19 protein-coding genes and 1 tRNA gene are annotated in these 21,963 nt (G+C 41.6%); 8 read left to right on the top strand and 12 right to left on the bottom strand.

Translation table 11 applies throughout. From position 1 onward, the window contains the following. Positions 1 to 143: 143 nt before the first annotated feature. The 7 genes from DI53_RS17395 to DI53_RS17365 form a co-directional block, all read right to left on the bottom strand. Positions 144 to 216 (bottom strand) — tRNA-Lys (locus DI53_RS17395). 159 nt (positions 217 to 375) lie between these two features. Beyond that, complete coding sequence (locus DI53_RS17390) at positions 376 to 681, bottom strand: LPXTG cell wall anchor domain-containing protein (protein ID WP_037502748.1); 306 nt, start codon at positions 679 to 681, stop codon at positions 376 to 378. 228 nt (positions 682 to 909) lie between these two features. Then, complete coding sequence (rplI, locus tag DI53_RS17385; RefSeq protein WP_037502745.1) at positions 910 to 1,353, bottom strand: 50S ribosomal protein L9; 444 nt, start codon at positions 1,351 to 1,353, stop codon at positions 910 to 912. Positions 1,354 to 1,365: 12 nt separating this feature from the next. Further along, positions 1,366 to 1,629, bottom strand: coding sequence for a 30S ribosomal protein S18 (gene rpsR / locus DI53_RS17380; RefSeq protein WP_037502742.1), 264 nt, complete (start codon positions 1,627 to 1,629; stop codon positions 1,366 to 1,368). Beyond that, positions 1,629 to 1,997, bottom strand: coding sequence for a 30S ribosomal protein S6 (rpsF, locus tag DI53_RS17375; RefSeq protein ID WP_037502740.1), 369 nt, complete (start codon positions 1,995 to 1,997; stop codon positions 1,629 to 1,631). The genes rpsR and rpsF overlap by 1 nt, the downstream gene beginning before the upstream one ends. 96 nt (positions 1,998 to 2,093) lie before the next feature. Next, entirely contained in the window at positions 2,094 to 2,471 is a 378-nt protein-coding gene (locus DI53_RS17370; RefSeq protein WP_037502738.1) for a YchJ family protein, read from the bottom strand. Next, positions 2,464 to 3,348, bottom strand: a complete 885-nt coding sequence (locus DI53_RS17365; RefSeq protein ID WP_037502736.1) for a cupin-like domain-containing protein — start codon at positions 3,346 to 3,348, stop codon at positions 2,464 to 2,466. The genes DI53_RS17370 and DI53_RS17365 overlap by 8 nt, the downstream gene beginning before the upstream one ends. Before the next feature lie 125 nt (positions 3,349 to 3,473). Here DI53_RS17365 and DI53_RS17360 point away from each other — a divergent pair, with 125 nt between their 5' ends. Continuing rightward, positions 3,474 to 3,971, top strand: a complete 498-nt coding sequence (locus tag DI53_RS17360; protein ID WP_052072529.1) for a lipocalin-like domain-containing protein — start codon at positions 3,474 to 3,476, stop codon at positions 3,969 to 3,971. A gap of 81 nt (positions 3,972 to 4,052) precedes the next feature. Here the strand turns inward: DI53_RS17360 and DI53_RS17355 are convergent, their stop codons facing one another. The 3 genes from DI53_RS17355 to gyrA are packed head-to-tail and all read right to left on the bottom strand — an operon-like array spanning position 4,053 to position 8,891. After that, the gene (locus tag DI53_RS17355) at positions 4,053 to 5,222 is read right to left on the bottom strand and encodes a tetratricopeptide repeat protein (RefSeq protein WP_037502732.1); all 1,170 of its coding nucleotides are present in this window, start codon (positions 5,220 to 5,222) and stop codon (positions 4,053 to 4,055) included. A 2-nt stretch (positions 5,223 to 5,224) separates the two neighbouring features. Continuing rightward, positions 5,225 to 6,379, bottom strand: a complete 1,155-nt coding sequence (locus tag DI53_RS17350) for a tetratricopeptide repeat protein (protein ID WP_241462464.1) — start codon at positions 6,377 to 6,379, stop codon at positions 5,225 to 5,227. Further along, positions 6,333 to 8,891: a DNA gyrase subunit A gene (gyrA, locus tag DI53_RS17345; RefSeq protein WP_037502731.1), complete on the bottom strand. Its 2,559-nt coding sequence runs from the start codon at positions 8,889 to 8,891 to the stop codon at positions 6,333 to 6,335. The genes DI53_RS17350 and gyrA overlap by 47 nt, the downstream gene beginning before the upstream one ends. Before the next feature lie 370 nt (positions 8,892 to 9,261). Between gyrA and serC the strand changes: the two genes are divergently transcribed. The 4 genes from serC to lysA all read left to right on the top strand — a co-directional run bounded on the left by serC (position 9,262) and on the right by lysA (position 13,987). Beyond that, positions 9,262 to 10,332, top strand: a complete 1,071-nt coding sequence (gene serC / locus DI53_RS17340) for a 3-phosphoserine/phosphohydroxythreonine transaminase (RefSeq protein ID WP_037502728.1) — start codon at positions 9,262 to 9,264, stop codon at positions 10,330 to 10,332. A gap of 95 nt (positions 10,333 to 10,427) precedes the next feature. After that, positions 10,428 to 11,375 (top strand): D-2-hydroxyacid dehydrogenase, encoded by a 948-nt coding sequence (locus tag DI53_RS17335; RefSeq protein ID WP_037502725.1) that lies wholly within the window; start codon positions 10,428 to 10,430, stop codon positions 11,373 to 11,375. Positions 11,376 to 11,499: 124 nt separating this feature from the next. After that, a complete protein-coding gene (locus DI53_RS17330; protein WP_037502722.1) occupies positions 11,500 to 12,813 on the top strand; it encodes an aspartate kinase in 1,314 nt (437 codons plus the stop codon). A gap of 16 nt (positions 12,814 to 12,829) precedes the next feature. Continuing rightward, complete coding sequence (gene lysA, locus DI53_RS17325; protein WP_420804751.1) at positions 12,830 to 13,987, top strand: diaminopimelate decarboxylase; 1,158 nt, start codon at positions 12,830 to 12,832, stop codon at positions 13,985 to 13,987. Positions 13,988 to 14,071: 84 nt separating this feature from the next. Here the strand turns inward: lysA and DI53_RS17320 are convergent, their stop codons facing one another. After that, positions 14,072 to 14,788 carry a response regulator transcription factor gene (locus tag DI53_RS17320; protein ID WP_037502720.1) on the bottom strand — a complete coding sequence of 239 codons (717 nt, stop codon included), beginning with the start codon at positions 14,786 to 14,788 and terminating at the stop codon, positions 14,072 to 14,074. Positions 14,789 to 14,800: 12 nt separating this feature from the next. Further along, positions 14,801 to 16,195: a sensor histidine kinase gene (locus DI53_RS17315; RefSeq protein WP_037502717.1), complete on the bottom strand. Its 1,395-nt coding sequence runs from the start codon at positions 16,193 to 16,195 to the stop codon at positions 14,801 to 14,803. 274 nt (positions 16,196 to 16,469) lie between these two features. Between DI53_RS17315 and DI53_RS17310 the strand changes: the two genes are divergently transcribed. The 3 genes from DI53_RS17310 (at position 16,470) to DI53_RS17300 (ending at position 21,937) form a co-directional block, all read left to right on the top strand. Further along, positions 16,470 to 18,827: a GH92 family glycosyl hydrolase gene (locus DI53_RS17310; protein ID WP_241462463.1), complete on the top strand. Its 2,358-nt coding sequence runs from the start codon at positions 16,470 to 16,472 to the stop codon at positions 18,825 to 18,827. 22 nt (positions 18,828 to 18,849) lie between these two features. Further along, entirely contained in the window at positions 18,850 to 19,557 is a 708-nt protein-coding gene (locus DI53_RS17305) for a basic secretory protein-like protein (RefSeq protein ID WP_052072527.1), read from the top strand. Between the two features lie 82 nt (positions 19,558 to 19,639). Next, the gene (locus tag DI53_RS17300; protein ID WP_193790655.1) at positions 19,640 to 21,937 is read left to right on the top strand and encodes a GH92 family glycosyl hydrolase; all 2,298 of its coding nucleotides are present in this window, start codon (positions 19,640 to 19,642) and stop codon (positions 21,935 to 21,937) included. Positions 21,938 to 21,963 lie beyond the last annotated feature (26 nt).

The following is a 21,963-nucleotide window of genomic DNA, read 5'->3' as shown; positions in this document are numbered from 1 at the left end:
CAATTTCTTGTGCCTTCGTGATCCCGCTGGGATATGTTCCGTCCCACAAGCTCGCACACGAGTCCGGAACGAGGGAGTTCGAACCCTTGGGTCCTCATCCCAGCGCACAAAAAAAGCCCAATCTTTTGATTGAGCTTTTTTTGTGATCCCGCTGGGATTCGAACCCAGGACCCATACATTAAAAGTGTATTGCTCTACCAGCTGAGCTACGGAATCCTTTAATAAGCGTTACTGCGTTTAAAGAGTTGCAAATCTAGAAAAATCTAACGGTAATGCAAAAAAAATACGTATTTAATTATCTAAGCCAACATAATATAGTACTAATCAAAAGCATAACAGTTAACACGTCTGCGTCCTAAATCTATAACGTCTTTGTTAATCATTTTTTCCCAAGAAATTACGGTCTTCAGCGGATAGGTGAGCGTAGGGATCAGGTGTGGCTTCACCAGTTCCAGAGATTTCCTCATCTTGAAGCTCGTTGATTTTATTAGGTTGCTTGCGCTTTCTACGAAACAGAATTCCACCCATAATGACGCCCAGCAGGAAAAAGATACCCAGTATCAGTAATTTTGATGTGCGTATCTCGCCGAAAAACCAAAAGCTCGCTTCCTCTTTATTATTGAATAGCACAAGGATGACAAGCGCGGCTATCAAGCCAAATATGATCGTTTTTGGTTTCATGTCTACATACTTATTGTTTGATAGGCAATTGCATTCCATTGGGTGTCTCCATATACACCCGCATTAGAGGAATGTGGACATTGCCTTATCTCTAACAACAAAAAAACGAAAGTAATGTTACACCGTATTTAAAAAAAATTAAATAGAACCGAGAGGTGGAGAGATATATGTACAAAGAAAGAGGGATATGATTTCTCATATCCCTCTCCAAATTCGTTTAACGATTAATTAGTCAGCAACGACTTCGAAAGGAACTTGAACTTTAACTTCTTTGTGTAAGTTTAAGTTAGCTACATACTCACCTAAATGTTTAGGCTCTTCTTCGAATGTGATGCGACGACGGTCAACGTCAAAACCTTGTGCTTTCAAAGCTTCAGCAAGCTGAATGCTATTTACTTTACCAAAGATTTTACCTGACTCGCCAGCTTTAGCACCAATAGAAAGTTTTACGCTTTCTAATTTACCTGCTAATTCTGTTGCGTCTTTTTTGATCTTCTCTTGCTTAAATTGAGCTTGTTTGATGTTCTCAGCCAATACTTTCTTTGCAGAAGAGGTTGCTAAAATAGCAAATCCTTGAGGAATTAAGTAGTTACGACCGTAACCTGGCTTTACAACCACTAGATCGTCCTTTTCACCAAGGTGTTTAATGTCTTGTTTTAAAATGATTTCCATGTCGTATCCTCCTTATTTTAATGAATCAGCTACGTAAGGTAATAATCCAACGATACGAGCACGCTTAACAGCTTGAGCAACTTTACGTTGAAATTTCAAAGATGTACCTGTAAGACGACGTGGTAAAATCTTACCTTGATCGTTAACAAATTTCATTAAGAAGTTTGCGTCTTTGTAGTCGATATATTTAATACCGTTCTTTTTGAAACGACAATATTTTTTACGGTTGTCCTCTACTTTAGGGGCAGTTACGTATTGGATGTTTTCGTTTGCCATTAGTTTGCTACCTCCTCAGTTTTAGTTTCTGCTTTTTTATTGAATGCACCGCTACGTTTTTTCTCGTTGTAGGCTAATGCATGTTTGTCTAGAGCAATAGTTAAGAAACGCATTACACGCTCATCACGTTTGTATTCAAGCTCTAATTTTTTGATTAATTCACCGGGAGCCTTGAATTCAGTTAAGTGATAAAATCCAGTTGTTTTTTTCTGGATTGGATACGCTAATTTTTTCAAACCCCAATTGTCTTCAGCGACAATCTCGGCTCCGCCTTCTGAAAGGATGGTTTTGAATTTTGCGATTACTTCTTTCGCAGCCTCCTCAGAAAGCAACGGGGTAAGAATGATGACAGATTCGTACTGTTGCATTTTTAATAAATTTGTTAATTAAATAATACTTTCCGCACTTACGGAAGTGCAAAGGTACAAAATAAATTGATGTTAATGCAAGGTCTTTTAAAAATATTATGGAAGCAGATCTCCATCTAGATAATACCAAATACCACGACTCTTTTTAAATCTAGATTTTTCATGGTGCACTTCCGGTTCAAACTGCTTGTTTAAGTAATGCGCCTTGAATTCAACGGTATCCTTTGTAGACTGTAAAATCTCCAAATGCATCCATTTGTTTTGCCTTGCCCAAGTCTCTATATCTTTTTTGTTCTGAAAACGTCTGCTATCGGGGTGAAAGCTATCGTATAGAAAATCTACCAGTAATCGGGCAAAAGCGGTATAGCGTGCACGCATCAACTGTTCAGCCGTTATCGCTTTATTGATATCTTGCTGTATAATGAAACAACAATCCATGTAGGTGAGGGCAGACCCACAGTTGCAGTTAGCCATTACTTCCGTTTTGAAGTTTTTTCTTTAGAGCGGTTTCACTCTTTTTAAACGCAGATTGCTGTTTGTAAGTTACCCACTTTCCTTTCAAAAGTTTCCGCATAATTTTGTCTGTATAGCGGATGACAAAGACCTCCTTCAGCATCTTCAAGAGGCGCTTTGGCGAAGAAGGAAAGGAGCGAAGCGTGACCGAAAATCCAGCCTCGAGGTACCTGTTAAAATGCCAATAGCCGCTGGGCATGAACAATGCATCCCCATGTTCCATAAATATTTCATAACCTTCTGCATGCTGCAAAGCAGGAAACAACCGGTAATCGGGATTCTCGTAATCGACATTGTAAACGGTATGTACAGAAAGCGGTACTTTATACAGATAAGGGGCTTGCTCTGGTGCAAATAACAAAACACGTTTCTTACCTTCAAACTGAAAATGCAAAAGATCGCCAAGATCTACATCGTAATGCATGAGTACGCGAGCCTCACTTCCACCGAAGAAAAGGGTAGGGATGCGTTTGAAATATTTAAATCCTAAATCCGGGTAGGAAAAATTTTTTAGTAGGGCTGGCAGCTTATCAGTAATAATATAAAAGAAAATCCGTAAGTCAGATGGTTGGCTTTTAATTAAGCGGATATAATCCCGCATCTTCATCGTCGTCACGGGTTCATCAGTAGCTTTGTTCGGATCCGCCGGCTTATTGTCATACAAACCAACTACCTGATCGCCAGCTTGCTCAAAAATATACTCTAGATTCCACTTATCGTAGGCATCCCAAGATTTTGCCAATCCCTTAATTAATACCGGTTTTTGGGGGCGGAAATACCTATTTAAAAAATCCTCTTTACTGATATTCTCAACTGTATCAACATTCGATAATAGCATAACATCATTTTGGTAGCTAAATGTAACAAAAATATTTCTGTCAAAATAGTATCATTCCACTTTTTGGAGAAACTAAGCAAAATAAAAATACGTTATGGATATAGACTAAACATAGAACTATTTTTATGACATCACTAAAAAACGAATTGGTAGGCACTTGGAAACTTTTATCCTACATCGAAGTCCCCATAGCAGGTGATGATTCTTTATTTCCAATGGGTAAGACACCATACGGTCTACTAATGTATACCACAGATGGTTATATGTCCGTACAGATAAGCAAAGAAAATCGATTGCCCTATAAAAGTGAGGATAAAGTGTTGGCTAGCCACGAAGAAATGGTTTCCTCACTGCAAGGCTACATCGCATTCTGTGGTAAATTCAAAGTTGACAACAGCACGGCAATCGTTACATACACCGTGGAAAGTTCATTATTCCCAAACTGGAAAAATAAAATACAGCGTCGTAAAATAGATTTTGAAGGCGATATCCTTTATTTAAAATCTACAGAGCCAGTCTTATCCAACGGTGTATATGTGAATTCGTACATGACATGGCAAAAAACCGATCGATCCACAGATGCGTTCTTTGCTACTCGTCTACGCAAGGAGCTGTCGCTGTAAGTCAAACCCCACACTTTAATAAAAAAAATGGACATCTTTTCGATGTCCATTTTTTTTTATGCTTCACAAAAGCGCTACTACTTAATTTGCAGCGTCAATTTTTGCTTGAATTTCTGCAGATTTAGCTTCATCTTGCTGGAAATCATAATAGCCCTTAAGACTGCGTAAAGCATCCTTATCTGCTGGATTTATTTCCACCACTTTTTCAAGATATGGTAACGCTTCTTTGATTTTCTCTTTCAGCGCAGTTACTTTTCCGTTGTAATCTGTGTTAGACAATGTTTTGTTGTCATTTAACGCATTCAATTCATCCCGTACGCCATTGATAATGGTTGCAGCCGCGTTTCTGTTAGCGTCCGCGTAGTTAGGGTCTATAGAAACAGCTTTTTTATAGGCTTCAATAGCTTTGTCGTTGTTATTAGATGCGGATTGCGCAATACCTAGATAGTAATATAGGGATTTATTATTACCGTCTTTTGCAATTTGGTTTTCGATGTCTGTAATTACTTTAGCCTCGTTACCAACTATTAGATTCAATTCAATGTTTTGTACCGCGGCGTCGTTATCATTAGGATAAGCCTGTGCCGCTTGTGCAGCATACTCAATAGCGCTTGCCGTATCCTGAGCTGATAAATACAACTTCGGTAGATCGACCATTACCGACTTATGTGATGAAAATTCTTTTGCAGGGACAAGTTCTTTAAACTTTTCAATAGCATTTGGATAATCCTTATTCTGGATAGCCGCTAAGCCCGAGTAATACGTTAGTGTAGTATCGCCGGGAAGATAGCCCAATGCCTGATCGAAAGAGCCATAGGCAGTTTTGAAATCTTGCTTTTCCCAGGCTGCTACACCTTGATTAAAGTTAAATTGACCCAATAATTGCCCTGCAACCTTGATGTTTTCGGCATTTTTGCCATCTTTATCAAGCTCAGTCGCTTTTTTTATTCCCTCTGATGCAGCAGTAGCAGCTTCAGCAGTACTATTCACAGAAGCTAAATTTGCGTTTACCAAAGCATAAACAGTCCAAGTTTCTGCATCATCTTTAGTCTTATCATGTACGATAGCTTGGTCAATTGCTTCCTTTGCAGCATCGAGGTTGCTTTTACCCAACTCAGCGGAGCCAGCTCCTTTGAGCTCTTCAAATTTTTGCAAAGCAGTCTTCGCTTTTCTTAAATTACTTGTTTGTGCAAAGGTGCTGCTGCCAGCGGCTAGCAGTAATGAAAATACTATTGCTTTTTTTACATTCATACCTAATTATTTGATAGTTGATTCAATAATAATTTAACGCGATCTAACTGAGCCAGATCGCCTGATTTCTCATAATATAATGAGAGAGACTTTAGAGCATTAACGTCATATGGGCGAATTTCGTTTGCCTTAAGCAATAAATTTTGCGCATTGTATTGCGCTTCATCGTTGTTGTCGTCACGTAAAAAGTCATTTAAATAGATGAGGCCAAGCGCAAGATTGGATTCGTAGTTATTCTCGTTAAGCGCTAATACCTGTTGGTAGTATTTCTTTGCAATCTCTAAATTACCAACCGTTTCATTCGAATAGCCCGCCAAATAATTTAGTTCGACATTTTGCGGTTCATATTTTATTGCCTCATCGACCAAAGGTACGATGGCTTTGTACTCGGTATTCTGTGCAAACTCCTGGATCAAACGCATCAATACGCGTTTATTGTCTGGAAATTTAGTGCGCGCAGTTTGTAAAGTATTCAAGACAGCTTGTTTATTACCAAGCTGGTTATATACGTTGACAAGTTCCAAATAACGATCAGCAGATGGATCATCATTCTTTAGAATCTGGTTGTAATAACCTACGGCAGAGTCATACTGCTTCGTTTGTACAGCCAATAAAGCCAGGTTATAGGTTACATCATAATTGGTGACGTTCAGATCTCTGACTTTCAAATAACTATTATATGCAGCTGTATAATCTTGTTTCGCTAAGGCCTTGTTCGCGTTGGCGATATGGGCCGCTGCAAGGTTCTGCTTAACATACTTCATTTCCGCTGCATAATTTTGTACATCTCTAGGTTTTATTTTTCCGAGGGAATTGTACGTAATATTGATCGGGTCTGTAGGATTTTTGATCGTACGCGCTGAATCCGCGTAAGCCATCGAACTATATATCATAGCGCGCAACACATTCACACGGGTGTTTGTCGAATCCCGACGCGTCTGATAAGCGGCATCAATAAATTTTTTCGCGCTTTCCAAGTTTTTTAAATCGCCGGTTTGCGTGTAAAAAGCGAAGCTGTTGCTGCTTTCTTTGTAGTTTGATTGTGCTACACTATTAGCCGATATACAAAGCAACACCCCCGAAACGAGTGCGTGCAATGCAGAAAATTTCCTATTGCTCGTTGTCATCTGTATCTGTCGATCCGTTTGATTCATCATTATCTGTATTGATCTCCAAGCCTTCTTCCACTTCTTCTTCCTCGCGCGCCACCTTAGTGATCGAGGCGATGGCGTCAGTATCTTTCAATGTAATTAAACGTACACCTTGCGTTGCTCTACCCATTACACGAAGCGTTTCAACTCCGATCCGAATAACAATGCCAGACTTATTAATCATCATTAAGTCATCCGCATCCGTAACCCCTTTAATGGCTACAAGCTCGCCTGTTTTATCTGTAACGTTAATCGTTTTAACACCTTTTCCTCCACGGTTTGTAACGCGGTAGTCCTCAACATCTGTGCGTTTTCCATATCCTTTTTCCGACACAACAAGTACCGTGGTATCTGAACTATCTACAGCAATCATGCCAACAACCTCATCTTTCTCACTCGCTAAGGTTATTCCGCGCACGCCGGTAGCTGTTCTACCCATCGGGCGCACATTTGCTTCGTTGAAACGGATTGCTCGCCCAGAGCGCAATGCCATGACGATTTCGCTACCGCCAGTTGTTAAGCAAGCTTCAAGCAATTCATCTCCTTCATTGATATTGATGGCGTTAATACCGTTAGCGCGTGGCCGTGAATAAGCTTCAAGAGATGTTTTCTTGATTGTACCTTTTTTGGTACACATGATGATAAAGTTATTCTCCAAATATTCCTGATCTTTCAGGTTTATAATTTTGATGAAAGCCTTGATCTTTTCCTCTTTCGGCACGTTGATGATATTTTGCAAGGCACGTCCGCGAGAGGTGCGGCTTCCTTCCGGTATTTCAAATGCGCGCAGCCAAAAACAATGTCCTTTATCGGTAAACAGAAGCAAGTAATTATGCGCCGATGCTGTAATGATATGTTCGGTAAAATCCTCTTCACGAGTCGATGAACCTATTGCGCCTTTCCCGCCGCGCCCTTGCCTGCGATATTCCGTCAATGGCGTACGCTTAACATAAGAATTGTGCGAAATCGTAATTACGATTTCCTCATCGTCGATAAAGTCTTCCATACGCATGTCTTCCGCAGAATGCACGATCACAGAACGACGTTCATCGCCAAATTTCTCCTTAACTTCAGCAAGCTCTTCTTTGATGATCTTCATGCGTAGACCTTCGTCCGCTAATACTTCTCTTAAGTATTCGATAGTTTTCATCAGTTCTGCATATTCCTCTTTAATCTTATCACGCTCCAGGCCGGTAAGCCGTCTTAGCGTCATATCCAAAATTGCTCGAGCTTGAATGTCAGAAAGTCCAAACTGTTCCATCAAACCCAGACGTGCATCTTCTGGTGTATCAGATGCGCGGATTAACTTGATTACTTCATCAAGGTGATCTAACGCGATAAGATATCCTTCCAAGATATGTGCGCGTTTTTCCGCTTCGGCGAGCTCAAATTTTGTACGGCGAATAACGACCTCATGCCTGTGCTCCACAAATTCATGGATCATATCCTTCAAATTCAACAACATCGGCCGCCCTTTAACAAGTGCTATGTTATTTACTGAAAATGAGGTTTGTAACGCTGTATATTTATAGAGATTGTTTAGAACAACATTGGCGTTTGCTTCTCTTTTTATTTCGTAAACAATGCGAAACCCTTCCCGGTCAGATTCATCACGAATGGTGGCAATACCTTCAATTTTTTTCTCATTTACCAACTCGGCAGTACGCTCAATCATGTTGGCTTTGTTAACTTGATAAGGTATCTCCGTCACGATGATACACTCCCGGCCATTTTTAAGCGTTTCAATTTCGGCCTTACCGCGCATAACCACGCGGCCACGTCCGGTTTCAAACGCATCCTTAACGCCGTTATAACCATATATGATACCACCCGTTGGAAAATCCGGACCTTTGATGTGCTGCATTAACTCAGAAATCTCGATTTCTCGGTTGTCAATATAAGCTACAGTTCCATCGATAACCTCAGAAAGATTATGCGGAGCCATATTCGTAGCCATACCCACTGCAATCCCTGATGCGCCATTTACTAATAAATTAGGAATACGCGTAGGAAGAACTGTGGGCTCTTGTAAAGAGTCATCAAAGTTCAGCTGGAAATCCACGGTGTCTTTATTGATATCCGACAAGATTTCCTCAGCGATTTTTTTCAGTCTAGCCTCGGTATAACGCATTGCCGCTGGTGGATCTCCATCCACGGAACCATAATTACCTTGACCATCAACAAGGGGATAGCGCATGCTCCAATCTTGAGCCAAGCGCACCATTGCATCGTAAACGGAGGAGTCACCATGGGGGTGGTATTTACCTAAAACGTCTCCAACAATACGGGCAGATTTCTTATAAGGTTTTCCACTCGTAACCCCTAGATCTAACATGCCATAAAGTACACGTCTGTGCACAGGCTTCATTCCATCTCTGGCATCGGGCAACGCACGGGAAACAATTACTGACATAGAATAGTCTATGTAAGCGGATTTCATTTGATCCTCGATGTTAATAGGGATGATCCTGTCGTTAGCAGGGACTAAATTGTTTTCGTTTTCTGTTTCTTCAGCCATATTTATGCGGTTTCGATAAAACTTGATATGTCAAGAGATTGCACACATCGCATGCGAAGTTACGATTTTTTTTAATTTTCAGGTGCATCACTTTTCGCTAAAAAGGCTATCAAATCCTTTAGCTTTCCCGAGAAGGGCAGGCACTGAGCATGTTGTGGTATGTTTGACGACCGCAGGCCATCTCAATCTCCGCCGATGCTTGGTTGCCATTATGTCATTTTTCTATTAAAAAAAGATATTATTTGTGTTTTTTATAACAAAAGTTATAAATGCATGAAAAAAATTAAAAAATATGCTATTTTTGCTTTTCATTTAATCGATGAAGGTTAGATGGCTATGTTATAATTTATTTACTATTAATATATTAACGATGAAACACAATTTTGGGGCAGGACCATGCATTCTTCCGAAGGAAGTATTTCAAGAAGCTTCCGAAGCAGTTATTGATTTTAACAATACAGGGCTTTCCATTCTTGAAATATCGCACCGTTCCAAAGAGTTCGAACAGGTTGTCGTGGAAGCTGAAGCATTGGTAAGAGAGTTATTGGAAGTTCCTGAGGGGTATTCAGTATTGTTTTTGCAGGGTGGTGCTAGCCAGCAGTTTGCGATGATACCTATGAATATTTTACCGGAAGGTGGAAAGGCGGCGTATTTAGATACCGGCGTTTGGGCCACTAAAGCAGCGAAGGAAGCGTCCAAATTAGGAAATGTTGAAATTGTTGCGTCATCGTCTGATAAAAATTATACTTACATTCCGAAGGATTTTGTCGTTCCAGCGGATGCTACTTATTTTCATTACACCTCGAACAATACCATCTACGGAACCGAAATATTTGAAAAGCCAAAGGTGAGTATCCCTACCGCTGTGGATATGTCATCCGATATATTGAGCCGAGTTATCAACGTAGCTGATTTTGACTTAATCTATGCGGGTGCACAGAAAAATATGGGCCCGGCAGGCGTTACCCTGGTCATTGTTAAAGATGATTTGTTAGGTAAATCGGGACGTGTTATACCGAGTATTTTCGATTATCAACAGCATGCAAAGGCGGGTTCCATGTATAATACACCGCCGGTATACTCTATATACGTTTCTTTGTTGAACCTTCGTTGGCTGAAGGAAAAAGGTGGTGTATCGGTCATCGAGCAAGAAAACATCATCAAAGCACGGACTTTGTATGACGAGATTGAGCGTAATCCGTATTTCAAAGGTACAGCAAACCAGGAAGATCGTTCACGAATGAACGTGACGTTTGTGATGGATACAGCAGAGCAGGAAGCTGCATTTTTGGAACTTGCAAAAGAACGCGGTTTGATAGGTCTCAAGGGACACCGTTCAGTCGGCGGTTTCCGTGCATCAATTTATAACGCGTTGACCATATCGTCTGTCAACGCATTGGTAGATGCTATGAAAGAGTTTGAAGAAAAACAAGGTGCGTAAAAGCAGTTGAAGTTTTGAATAGTCATTTTGACTTTTAACTTGTCATTTTTGACTTTTGACTTTTTAATTTTTACTTTTTAATTTTGAATTTAACAATGAGAATATTAGCAAATGACGGCATTGACGCAGCTGGAAAAAAGCTGTTGGAAGATGCCGGTTTTGAAGTAGATACAAACCATATACCACAGGATGAACTAGCGACGAAGTTAAATGCTTATGACGCAGTTACCGTGCGTAGCGCGACAAAGCTTAGACAAGCGTTAATAGATGTTTGTCCGAATATAAAAGCCATCGGCCGTGGCGGTGTCGGTATGGACAATATTGATGTGGAATACGCCCGCTCGAAAGGAATCGCTGTGATCAATACACCGGCAGCATCATCGCTATCTGTCGCAGAACTTGTGTTTGCACATCTATTAAATGGTGTACGCTTCATATATGATGCAAATCGCAAAATGCCTTTAGAGGGTGATACCAATTTCGCAGGTTTAAAGAAAGCCTATGCGAAGGGTATTGAATTGCGTGGTAAAACCTTGGGTGTGGTTGGTTTCGGACGCATTGGGCGTGAAACGGCAAAAGTCGCATTAGGGTTAGGTATGGATGTTGTATATACGGATCTTTTCGACGGTCCAGAAACGTTGTCCGTATCTTTCTCGGGAGGAATTACTGTAGACCTGCCCGTAAAGCAGGTCAGCTTCGACGAGGTGTTGCGTAGCGCAGATTTTATTACGCTGCATGTGCCATTCTTGGATAAGCCCGCTATTGGTAAGGAGGAATTTGCCTTGTTGAAAGATGGGGTAGGACTCGTTAACGCATCTCGCGGTGGCGTAATTGATGAGTTGTCCCTTGTAGAGGCACTAGATTCAGGAAAAGTTGGGTTCGCGGCCTTGGATGTGTTTGATAATGAACCTACGCCAAGAAAAGAGATTTTAGCGCATCCGCGCATATCGTTGACACCGCATATTGGAGCGGCAACGAATGAAGCGCAGGAGCGCATCGGTATTGAACTTGCGTCGCTGCTAATAGAGCAACTGAAGAAGTAGGACTTCCGCATAACAACTATATGCGGCACAAAAGCTATTTGAAGCGTTTGTGCCGCATTTTTGTTTACATATCAAATCAGAATTAATTACTTTTACACGTTTTATAGAATAGTTTATTCGAATTATGAAAATTTTAAAGTTCGGTGGCACATCCGTAGGTAGTGCGCAGCGCATTAAAGGACTACTTGATATAGTAGATCCAAATGAGCGACAAATTGTTGTGTTATCCGCAGTGGCAGGTACCACAAATGCTTTGGTTGAAATTGGCCAAACATTTCTAGCAGGAAAAAGAGAAGAAGCTATTGAGCTTATCAAAACGCACAAGAATAAATATGAGCACTTGATAAAGGAACTTTTCCAAACAGAGCAAGGACTGGAAAAAGGAAAGAATCTAATTGACTATCATTTTAATTATATCGCTTCGTTGGGTAATGAGATGTTTACCCCTGTAGAAGAGAAAATTACACTAGCACAAGGCGAGCTACTCTCCACCACACTTTTTCACTTTCATATGGAAGAAATCGGAATCCCTTCTGTATTACTGCCGGCTTTGGATTTCATGAAAATTGATGAGGACAATGAGCCAATGGTCGAGTATATCGGTGAAAAATTGTCAAACTTACTTAGCATACATGGTGCTAATAAATTATTTATCACGCAGGGCTTTATATGTCGTAATTCGTTCGGAGAAATAGACAATCTACGTCGTGGCGGATCAGATTATACAGCATCATTAATAGGTGCGGCTATACAGGCCAATGAGGTGCAAATATGGACAGACATCGACGGTATGCACAATAATGATCCGCGTGTGGTGAAAAACACCTCACCAATAGCAAACCTGAGCTTTGATGAAGCGGCGGAATTAGCTTATTTCGGAGCGAAAATCCTACATCCACAAAGCGTATTTCCTGCGCAAAAGTATAATGTGCCCGTTCGTCTGTTGAACACCATGGATCCGCAAGCGGCAGGAACCTTGATTAGTAAAGAGGGTGGTACAACCGGCCAAATAAGGGCAATAGCAGCGAAAGATGATATAACGGCAATCCATATACACTCATCGCGCATGCTTTTGGCTTACGGATTTCTCAGGAAGATTTTTGAAATATTCGAGCGTTATAAGACACCGATCGACATGATTACAACCTCAGAAGTAGCCGTTTCACTAACGATTGATGATACGCGTAATTTAGCGGATATCATGAAGGAAGTGGAAGACTTCGGCCGAGTAAGCGTGGACCATAATCAAACGATAGTCTGTGTGGTTGGCGATTTCAGTGCGAATACACATGGCTATGCGGCACGGGTGCTTGACGCGGTGAAGCATCTTCCGTTACGCATGATTTCCTACGGCGGATCCGACTATAACGTATCGATGCTGCTCGATGCGGAACACAAAACGGAAGCATTGAGATCGTTGCACAACAGATTATTTTAATTACTAAGGACGTATGTTGTTTAACAAATTGCAAGAAGAGAAAATCAAGGACTTCGAGACACCATTTTATTATTACGATTTAGATTTGCTGCACGAAACCTTAAGCAGGGCGAAGCGGGCAGCCGATCAACGGAATTTTCACGTACATTATGCATTAAAAGCGAACTTTAATGATCGCCTGCTATCGGAAATACAACGCCAGGGTTTTGGTGCGGACTGCGTGAGCGGCAACGAAGTGCAAAAGGCTATTGATACTGGGTTTCCAGCAAGCCAAATCACCTTCGCCGGGGTAGGCAAATCAGATAAGGAAATTCGTATGGCTTTAGCACACGGAATTTTCACGTTCAATGTGGAGTCCATACAAGAGATGGAAGTGATCAACGAGCTTGCCGTAGAAGCCGGTGTTATCGCGCACGTTTCTTTACGTATTAACCCAAATGTTGATGCACATACGCATCATTACATTACGACAGGGCTTGACGAGAACAAATTCGGCGTCCCTACATCAGAGTTGGAACAGGCCGCGGCGGTGATACGGAAGTCGGCTAACGTAGAGCTCATGGGATTGCATTTCCATGTCGGATCTCAAATTACCGATATGAACGTTTTCAAAAGCTTATGCGTGAAGGTAAACGAATGGAAAAATTGGTTTGAAGAACGCGGTACTACGATTCGTATACTGAATGTAGGTGGCGGACTGGGTGTAGATTATCAACAGCCTGACGCAAATCCGATCCCGGATTTTGAAGCTTATTTTGACGTTTTTGATAAATTCCTTGAGCGTACGCCGCAGCAGGAGGTACACTTTGAGCTTGGCCGTGCGCTTATTGCACAGTGTGGCTCATTAGTGAGCAAAGTACTTTATACAAAAAGCGGTGTCAAAAAACATTTTTTAGTACTTGATGCAGGTATGACAGAGTTGATGCGTCCGGCGCTATATCAAGCTTACCACCAGATCGAACGCGTAGGTGAAGATCAACAATCGAAATTAAATTACGATGTGGTTGGCCCTATTTGCGAAAGCTCAGATTGCTTTGGAAAGGAAGTTCCTCTTCCGGAATCGAAACGTGGGGATTTAATAGCTATCCGTACCGCAGGTGCGTATGGAGAGGTTATGGCATCGCGCTACAACCTCCGAGACGAAATTAGATACGTCTACAATAGCGATTTATAGGGCTCTAAACAGCCTGTCAAAAGGGCTTCCCGCATATGGAAGCCCTTTTTGTAGCATCTTCGCTGACGGCATAGAGAGCGAGGTCTAAAGCGCAGAAATACGAAAAATAAACCCCGATCCATAGACCGTCTCAATCGACAAGCGTTGAGAATGTTTTAAAAATTTCCGAATACGCGAGATAAAGACATCCAAACTTCGCCCCATAAAATAATCATTTTCACCCCATATCTGTACGAGTATATCTTCCCGGCGTAAAAGCGCACCTTGATTTTTATTCAAATACAGCATGACCTGCATTTCCCGTAAGGTAAGATCAATCTGTTTTCCGTCTGGAAAATACATCTTATGGGTATTTTGATTAATCTGTATATCGCCGATTTGCGTAATAAAGCTCTCATGTTGATGCAGGACCTTTGCATGTTGAAAGTCTAAACGTTTCAAAATGTTTCGGATGCGTAACACAAGTTCGTCCACATCAAAAGGCTTAGTGATGTAATCATCAGCACCAATATTCAAACCCTGAAGGCGATCTTTTTTTTCTCTTCGTGCGGTTAGAAATAGAAACGCTTGCCCAACAGCTTTTTGATTAATCTCCTCAGCTAACTGAAAGCCGTTATAATCTGGAAGTTGCACGTCAATAAGCATCAAATCAAAAGCTTCAAATGAATTAAAAGCATGGTGGGCATCTGAAGCACTTTTAACCCAAACGACGTCGAAACCCACCATTTCTAGATACTGAGACACGACATTGCCTAAATCTACTTCATCTTCAACATACAATAACCTTCTTTTCTTTTCCATTACAACTGATTATTAATGAACCCAAATTGTGAAAACGGTACCTACGTTTCGGGCGCTTGATATTTCCAAACGCCAACCATGGGCTTCTGCGACTTTCTTTACATAGAATAATCCTAGTCCCAGCCCCGGTCTATTCATATATTCTTTACCGCGGTAAAACTTCTGAAAGATTGTTTGAAATTGTTCCTCGTTCATCCCAATGCCGTTATCGCTAATTTCTATTCCGATCACTTCATTTTTTTTAAACAACCTGATTTTGATTGTCTTAATTTTCGAGGTATTGTACTTCACAGCGTTATCAAAAATATTATATACCGCGGTAGTAAAGAGAAACTTGTTCAATCTGATATCCGTATCGGGATTCTGCAATTCGTCGATAAACGTCAGACTTACATTATGTTTAACAGATAGCGTATAATCGCTGACAGATTCATTTAATAAAGGAAGTAGTTTGAAACTCTCCTTGTCTAGATTATATTCGTTTAATTCGGTAATATTCAATGCTTGCTTTATAAGCTTTTGCAACCGCAGAGATTGGCGTGCTATGATAGCCGTGAGTTCTTGGATTTTATCTGATGAAACGGCACTCTCTAGGTTTTCTATACTTCGGTTCGCGACAATAATTGTGGTAATAGGCGTATGAAACTCATGCGTGATGCTATTCAGAAAATCAGAAGTCATTTCCGTCATTTTCTTTTGTCTTGCCCAATTCCGGTAGGTGAGGTAATAGATGCCGATCACTAGCGAAATTGCAATGAAGGAAAGGATTAAAGTCGGCGCCATCTGCTTAATAATTCGATAAAATCGGGAATCAGGATTATCGGCGTGTAGTTCAAACGCGATTTTGTATGAATTATCTTGTGGACTGCTAACGGTAAGTCCCGTAATTTGATTTTGCTTATCAATAGCTTGAAGTGTACCGTCAATTTGAATGTAAGGACGAGAATTATTAAGTTCCCACTTTCCCTTCAAAACTTTGTGGTAATTTCTTCCATCAAATGTGATCTCGAAGTCTGTAATGATGAGGGCGTATTGGAGCGTTGTATCAAGCGCGGCGTTCGCTATGAGTTCCCGAAATAGGCTGTCCGTGTTGCTGCTCCGCTGCAAAGAAGTAAAAAGTGTGTCACAAAACTTTCTAGCGACCTGGTCAAATTCCTTAGACCCCTGTTGCTGGGCCTGCCGAAAGGCGGGATAATAGGGTTGGATAATCGAATCTATAAGTTGTTGTCCGCCTGGGAAGAGCTTATCATTCAACATCAAGTTACGGTAGGTGCTGTCTAAAATTTTTCGCTCTTCTACCTGGTATTGGTTATTTCTTAAAACAAACGTGTTGTAAATCAATACGTATTGTACTGCAAAAAGTATAGCGAAACTGATAATCGATATCGGAATGTGCTTTCTATTCATATGTTCGTGCTGAACTAAAATTATACGCCGGATCGACGTCAATCTTTACGCGATATTACGATAAATATCGAATATTTTCCTTGACCATGACGTACAAAAGCTCCGTTAACAATCCATTAACAATTTATTAGGAAGTCGTTAACAGCTATCTCACGCTAGAAGGTCTTAATTTGCTACCAGTTATTTTAGCGTTTAATCTATGTCTCCTGCATAACACATCTGCTAAATTAACCTGCATAGGTTTCAAATGCACAACTAAACTCTTCACTAAAGTATGACAAGTAACACCACTAGAAATTTACTCATGGCCTTGCTGGGACTAAGTATGCTCCAGCACAGCGAAATCGTCGCACAGCGAAAACAGGCTGATGATCCAAACAGAAATAGCCTATCGGCGGCTGAACAACCCGTAATGACGCCGGTAGACTATGTAAACCCATTGATGGGTACAGACTCTAAAGTTTCGCTTTCCAATGGGAATACCTATCCTGCGGTAGGGTTGCCATGGGGAATGAATATGTGGACGCCACAAACTGGAAAGAACGGCAATGGCTGGCAATACACCTACGGATCCGACAAAATTAGGGGGATCAAGCAAACCCATCAACCTTCGCCATGGATGAACGACTATGGCCAGTTTTCGCTGATGCCCGTATCCGGGCATGCCGAATTTGACCAAGATAAGCGCGCGAGTTGGTTTTCGCACAAATCAGAAATCGCAAAGCCTTACTATTACAGTGTTTACCTAGCAGATCATCACGTTATGGCTGAGGTAACACCAACAGAAAGAGCGTCTATGTTTCGCTTTACGTTTACAGGCTCTGATAGCTCTTTTGTAGTGCTTGATGCTTTCGACCGTGGGTCCGAAATCGAAGTTATTCCCGAGAAAAATATGGTCGTAGGTTACTCAAGTCGCTACAGCCGTGGTAAGCTCCCAAATTTTAAGAACCATTTTGTCATCGTCTTCGATAAGCCCATTGACAATTTCCAGATTCTGGAAGAAGGAAAGAAGATCAACGGCAAGAAAGTAAGTGGTAAACACGCGGGTGCTATCATTGGCTTTGCCAAAACTAAAGGCGAGCAGGTCGTGCAGGCTAAAGTAGCATCTTCATTTATCAACACGGAACAGGCACAGCTTAATTTGCAGGAATTAAAGGACGATTCATTCGAGACTATCAAACAGCACGGCCGCCAAAAGTGGAACGATGTCTTGGGTAAAATAGAGATCGAAGGCGCTACAGACGAGCAATACCGTACGTTCTACAGTACCTTATACCGTACAGTATTCTTTCCTAATAAGCTCTATGAGATCAATAAGCAAGGAGAAGTGGTGCATTATAGTCCATATACCGGCGAGGTATTGCCGGGCTACATGTTTGCAGGTACAGGCTTTTGGGACACATTCAGGGCTTTATATCCATTACTAAATATGTTGTATCCATCGATCAATAAGGAGATGCAAGAAGGGCTCCTCAATTGTTATAAAGAAGGTGGTTTTCTTCCCGAATGGAGCAGCCCTGGCTTTGCTGATATTATGGTGGGTAATAATTCCGCTTCCGTGGTAGCTGAAGCTTACCTGAAAGGTTTGCGCGGATATGATATTGAAACGCTATACGAAGCGCTACAGCACGGCGCAAACCATGAAGGCCCCATGACAGCTGTAGGACGAAAGGGTGTCGCGTACTATAACGAACTTGGATACGTGCCGTACGATGTAGGCATTAACGAAAATGCAGCGCGTACCTTGGAATATGCGTATGATGATTTTGCTATATACCGCTTAGCAAAAGCATTGAAAAGGCCAAAAAACGAAATCAAGCTATATGCTGATCGGTCGCAGAACTACAAAAAGCTGTTCGATCCGGAAACCAAACTGATGCGTGGTAAAAATAAAGACGGCAAATTTCAAAGTCCGTTCAATCCATTGAAATGGGGCGACGCCTTCACCGAAGGAAACAGTTGGCACTATTCCTGGTCGGTATTTCATGATGTACAAGGCCTCATTGATTTGATGGGGGGAAATAAGATATTTGTCCATATGCTGGATTCGGTATTTAACCAAGTACCTGCCTTTGATGACAGCTACTACGGAGGTGTTATCCACGAAATCCGCGAGATGCAAATCGCCAATATGGGGCAGTATGCGCATGGAAACCAACCTATACAGCATATGATCTACCTGTACAATTACGCTGGGGAGCCTTGGAAAGCACAGTATTGGACCCGTGAGGTATTGAATCGTATGTATAAGCCTATGCCCGATGGTTATTGTGGTGATGAAGATAACGGACAAACCTCTGCTTGGTATGTTTTCTCGGCTCTGGGTTTTTACCCTGTATGTCCCGCTATGGATCAATATGTTGTGGGCGCGCCATTATTTAAAAAAGCGACTATACATTTGGAAAACGGAAAAACATTTACCATCGAATCGCCAAGTAACAGCCAAGATAACCGCTACATCAACGCCGCGAAATTGAATGATAACGTATTCGATAAAAACTGGATTGGCCACGAAACAATTCTTAAAGGAGGCAAACTCTCCTTTGACATGCACAATCAACCTAATAAAACGCGTGGAGCAGCAACTGAATCGGTTCCGTACTCATTTACTTTAGATAAAAACAAATACTAATTAGTGTACAAATAGATATATAATGAAAAAACTTTTTTTTACTGCTTTTCTGAGTGGACTAACTTTTTTTGCTAATGCGCAAGACAAATGGAGTCGTCTAGACAAAGACATAGAAGTCGCGGTCTCTGTAGACACATTGACAAAAGGGAAATATAGCCTTGTCTATATCGACAAGGCAAAGGAATTTGATGCTGTTGTAAAGCAACGATTAATGGATACCTTCTTCAAAACTTACCCTCAGCTAGCGAAGAAATACAATAAGCAAGCGATAAATAAGGTAGTTTTTGTAATGGATCCGGATTATAATGGCATTGCAGCTGCAGGTGGCGGCGTCATACGATTTAATCCAGAATGGTTTAAGAAAAACCCCGGAGACATTGACATCGTCACACATGAAGGCATGCATTTGGTTCAAGCATACCCTGCAAATGCAGGGCCGGGCTGGATCACAGAAGGAATAGCAGATTATGTGCGCTTTGTGGACGGCGTGGATAATGCAGGCGCAAACTGGAAATTGCCTGATTTAAAGCCGGAACACCATTACGAGAATGCCTATAGAATTACCGCTCGATTTTTCTATTGGTTAGAAACAAAGGTTAAGAAAGGAACGATGGTAAAACTAGACAAGGCTATGCGCGAAAAGAAATACGATAACTCCTTTTGGGAAAAGCAAACAGGGAAGTCGTTAGATGCACTTTGGGACAGCTACAAGGCAAATCCTGCCATTTAAAAATAATGATTAAGTTCGTGTAAAGAGACCGAATTGGGGTGTAAACAGCTTCAATTTGGTCTTCTTTGTAAAATTAGATATGATGAAATTAAAGAATTTAGGGGTACTATTATTTTTACCATTTTTGGGATTCGCACAAAAGAATGAGCTCGTGCAGTATGTGTCGCCAATTATCGGAACGGCAAAAATGGGGCATACTTTTCCGGGAGCAACGGTGCCTTTTGGCGCGGTTCAGTTAAGCCCGGATACAGATACAATTCCGTATGCTGTAAATGGTAAATACAATGGCGAGGTATACCAATATTGTGCGGGATATCAATACAAAAACCCAACCATTGTCGGCTTTAGCCATACGCATTTTAGCGGGACAGGCCATTCAGATCTTGGTGATATCTCCGTAATGCCAACCGTAGGTAAGGTGCAACTTAACCCGGGCACCGCTGACCAACCTGATCAGGGCTATCGTTCGCGATTTGATCATGCAAAAGAAACCGCGGAAGCCAACTATTACAAAGTCTTTTTAGACGATCCACGAGTATTGGCTGAAATGACCACGACAAATCGTGTGGGCTTCCATCGCTACACGTTTCCAAAAACGGATGATGCACATATCATCGTGGATCTAAAATCCGGCATTTACAACTACGACGATAAAAACGTATGGACGGTGGTGCGTGTGGTCAATGACAGCTTAATCACCGGATATATGCAAAGCAACGGGTGGGCGAGAACGCGGACGGTATATTTCGCCATGCGCTTTTCAAAACCATTCAAGAATTACGGCGCAAAATATGACGGTAAAGAGCAAGCCTACAAAGGATTCTGGCGTAAGTTTGATCAGACAGATAATTTTCCAGATCTAGCGGGAAAACAGCTGAAGATGCATTTCGACTTTTCGGTGGCTGATACCGAGCAGGTGCAGATGAAAGTAGCCTTGAGTCCCGTAAGCATGCGAAATGCTTTGCAAAATATGGAAGAAGAGGTGCCACATTGGGATTTTGAAAAAGTAAAAAAAGCAGGCCAACAGTTGTGGGAGGCTGAATTGCAAAAGATCAAGGTGGACATGTTAGAAAAAGATGATTATGTAAATTTCTACACCGCTATGTACCATGCCGCGTTGATGCCTACGGTTTATATGGATGTGAATGGCGAGTATAAAGGGCTGGATCAGGAGATTCATAAAGCGGAGGGATTTGTAAATTACACATCGTTCTCGCTATGGGATACGTTTCGAGCGTTCCATCCTTATATGAACCTGATAAACCCTCAGCGTAATGCAGATATGGTCGCATCAATGATGGCACATTACGATCAAAGCACATTAAAGATGCTTCCCATCTGGTCACATTACGCTAACGATAATTGGTGTATGAGTGGCTATCATGCGGTTTCCGTTATTGCTGATGCCATAATTAAGGGTGTTTATAAAGGTGATGGTAAAGCTGCATTAGCCGCCTGTGTGCAAACGGCTAACACTAGGCGCTATGAAGGTATTGGCCCATACATCGATCTTGGCTATGTGCCTGATGAGCTTTCTGGAACCTCTGTTTCCAATACATTGGAATATGCTTATGACGACTGGTGTATCGCTCAGCTGGCGAAACACTTGGGCGAACAAGATACCTACCAAACCTTTTCTAAACGAGCAGAGAATTGGAAAAACCTGTTTGACGACCGTATCGGTTTTATGCGTCCGAAGGATTCAAAGGGTAATTTCAGAGCGAAGTTTGACGTTTTGGAAACACACGGTCAAGGCTTCATTGAAGGTAATACATGGAATTATAGTTTGTATGTTCCCCATGATCCAGAGGGATTAACACAGCTAATGGGCGGGAAGAAACGCCTAGCTGTTTATCTGGATTCATTATTCACGATGCACCTTCCGGATAAGTTCTTTGCAAATACGGAGGACATTACTCGGGAAGGAATCATAGGAAATTATGTGCATGGCAACGAGCCTGCGCATCATGTGGTGTACCTTCACAATCTTGCGGGCATAGCGTGGAAAGGGCAGGAGCGTATTCGCATGATCCTTAAAAACCAATACCATACGGGACACGATGGCCTGGGTGGGAATGATGATTGCGGGCAAATGAGCGCTTGGTATTTGTTTAGCACGTTAGGATTTTATCCGGTTAGTCCAGGAGGAGATGAGTATTGGCTCGGTAGCCCGGCCGTCAAGCAGGCAACGTTAACACTTGCAGATGGTAAAGTTCTCGAAGTCAAGGCTGTGAACCAGTCGACTAAGAACGTGTATGTAAAAGAAGTGCTGTTCAATGGGAAAAGGCTTGCAGAATATAAAATAAAGCATGCCGATATCGCTTCGGGAGGCAACTTAACCTTCGTGATGAGCAGCAAACCAAACAAAAAACTACAATAGGTATTTACATAATTTATCCCACCGGA

This window comes from Sphingobacterium deserti, from assembly GCF_000757725.1.
In the GTDB taxonomy this organism is placed as follows: domain Bacteria; phylum Bacteroidota; class Bacteroidia; order Sphingobacteriales; family Sphingobacteriaceae; genus Sphingobacterium; species Sphingobacterium deserti.
Note: the sequence above shows the minus strand (reverse complement) of the source record. Positions and strands in the feature narration are given on the sequence as shown.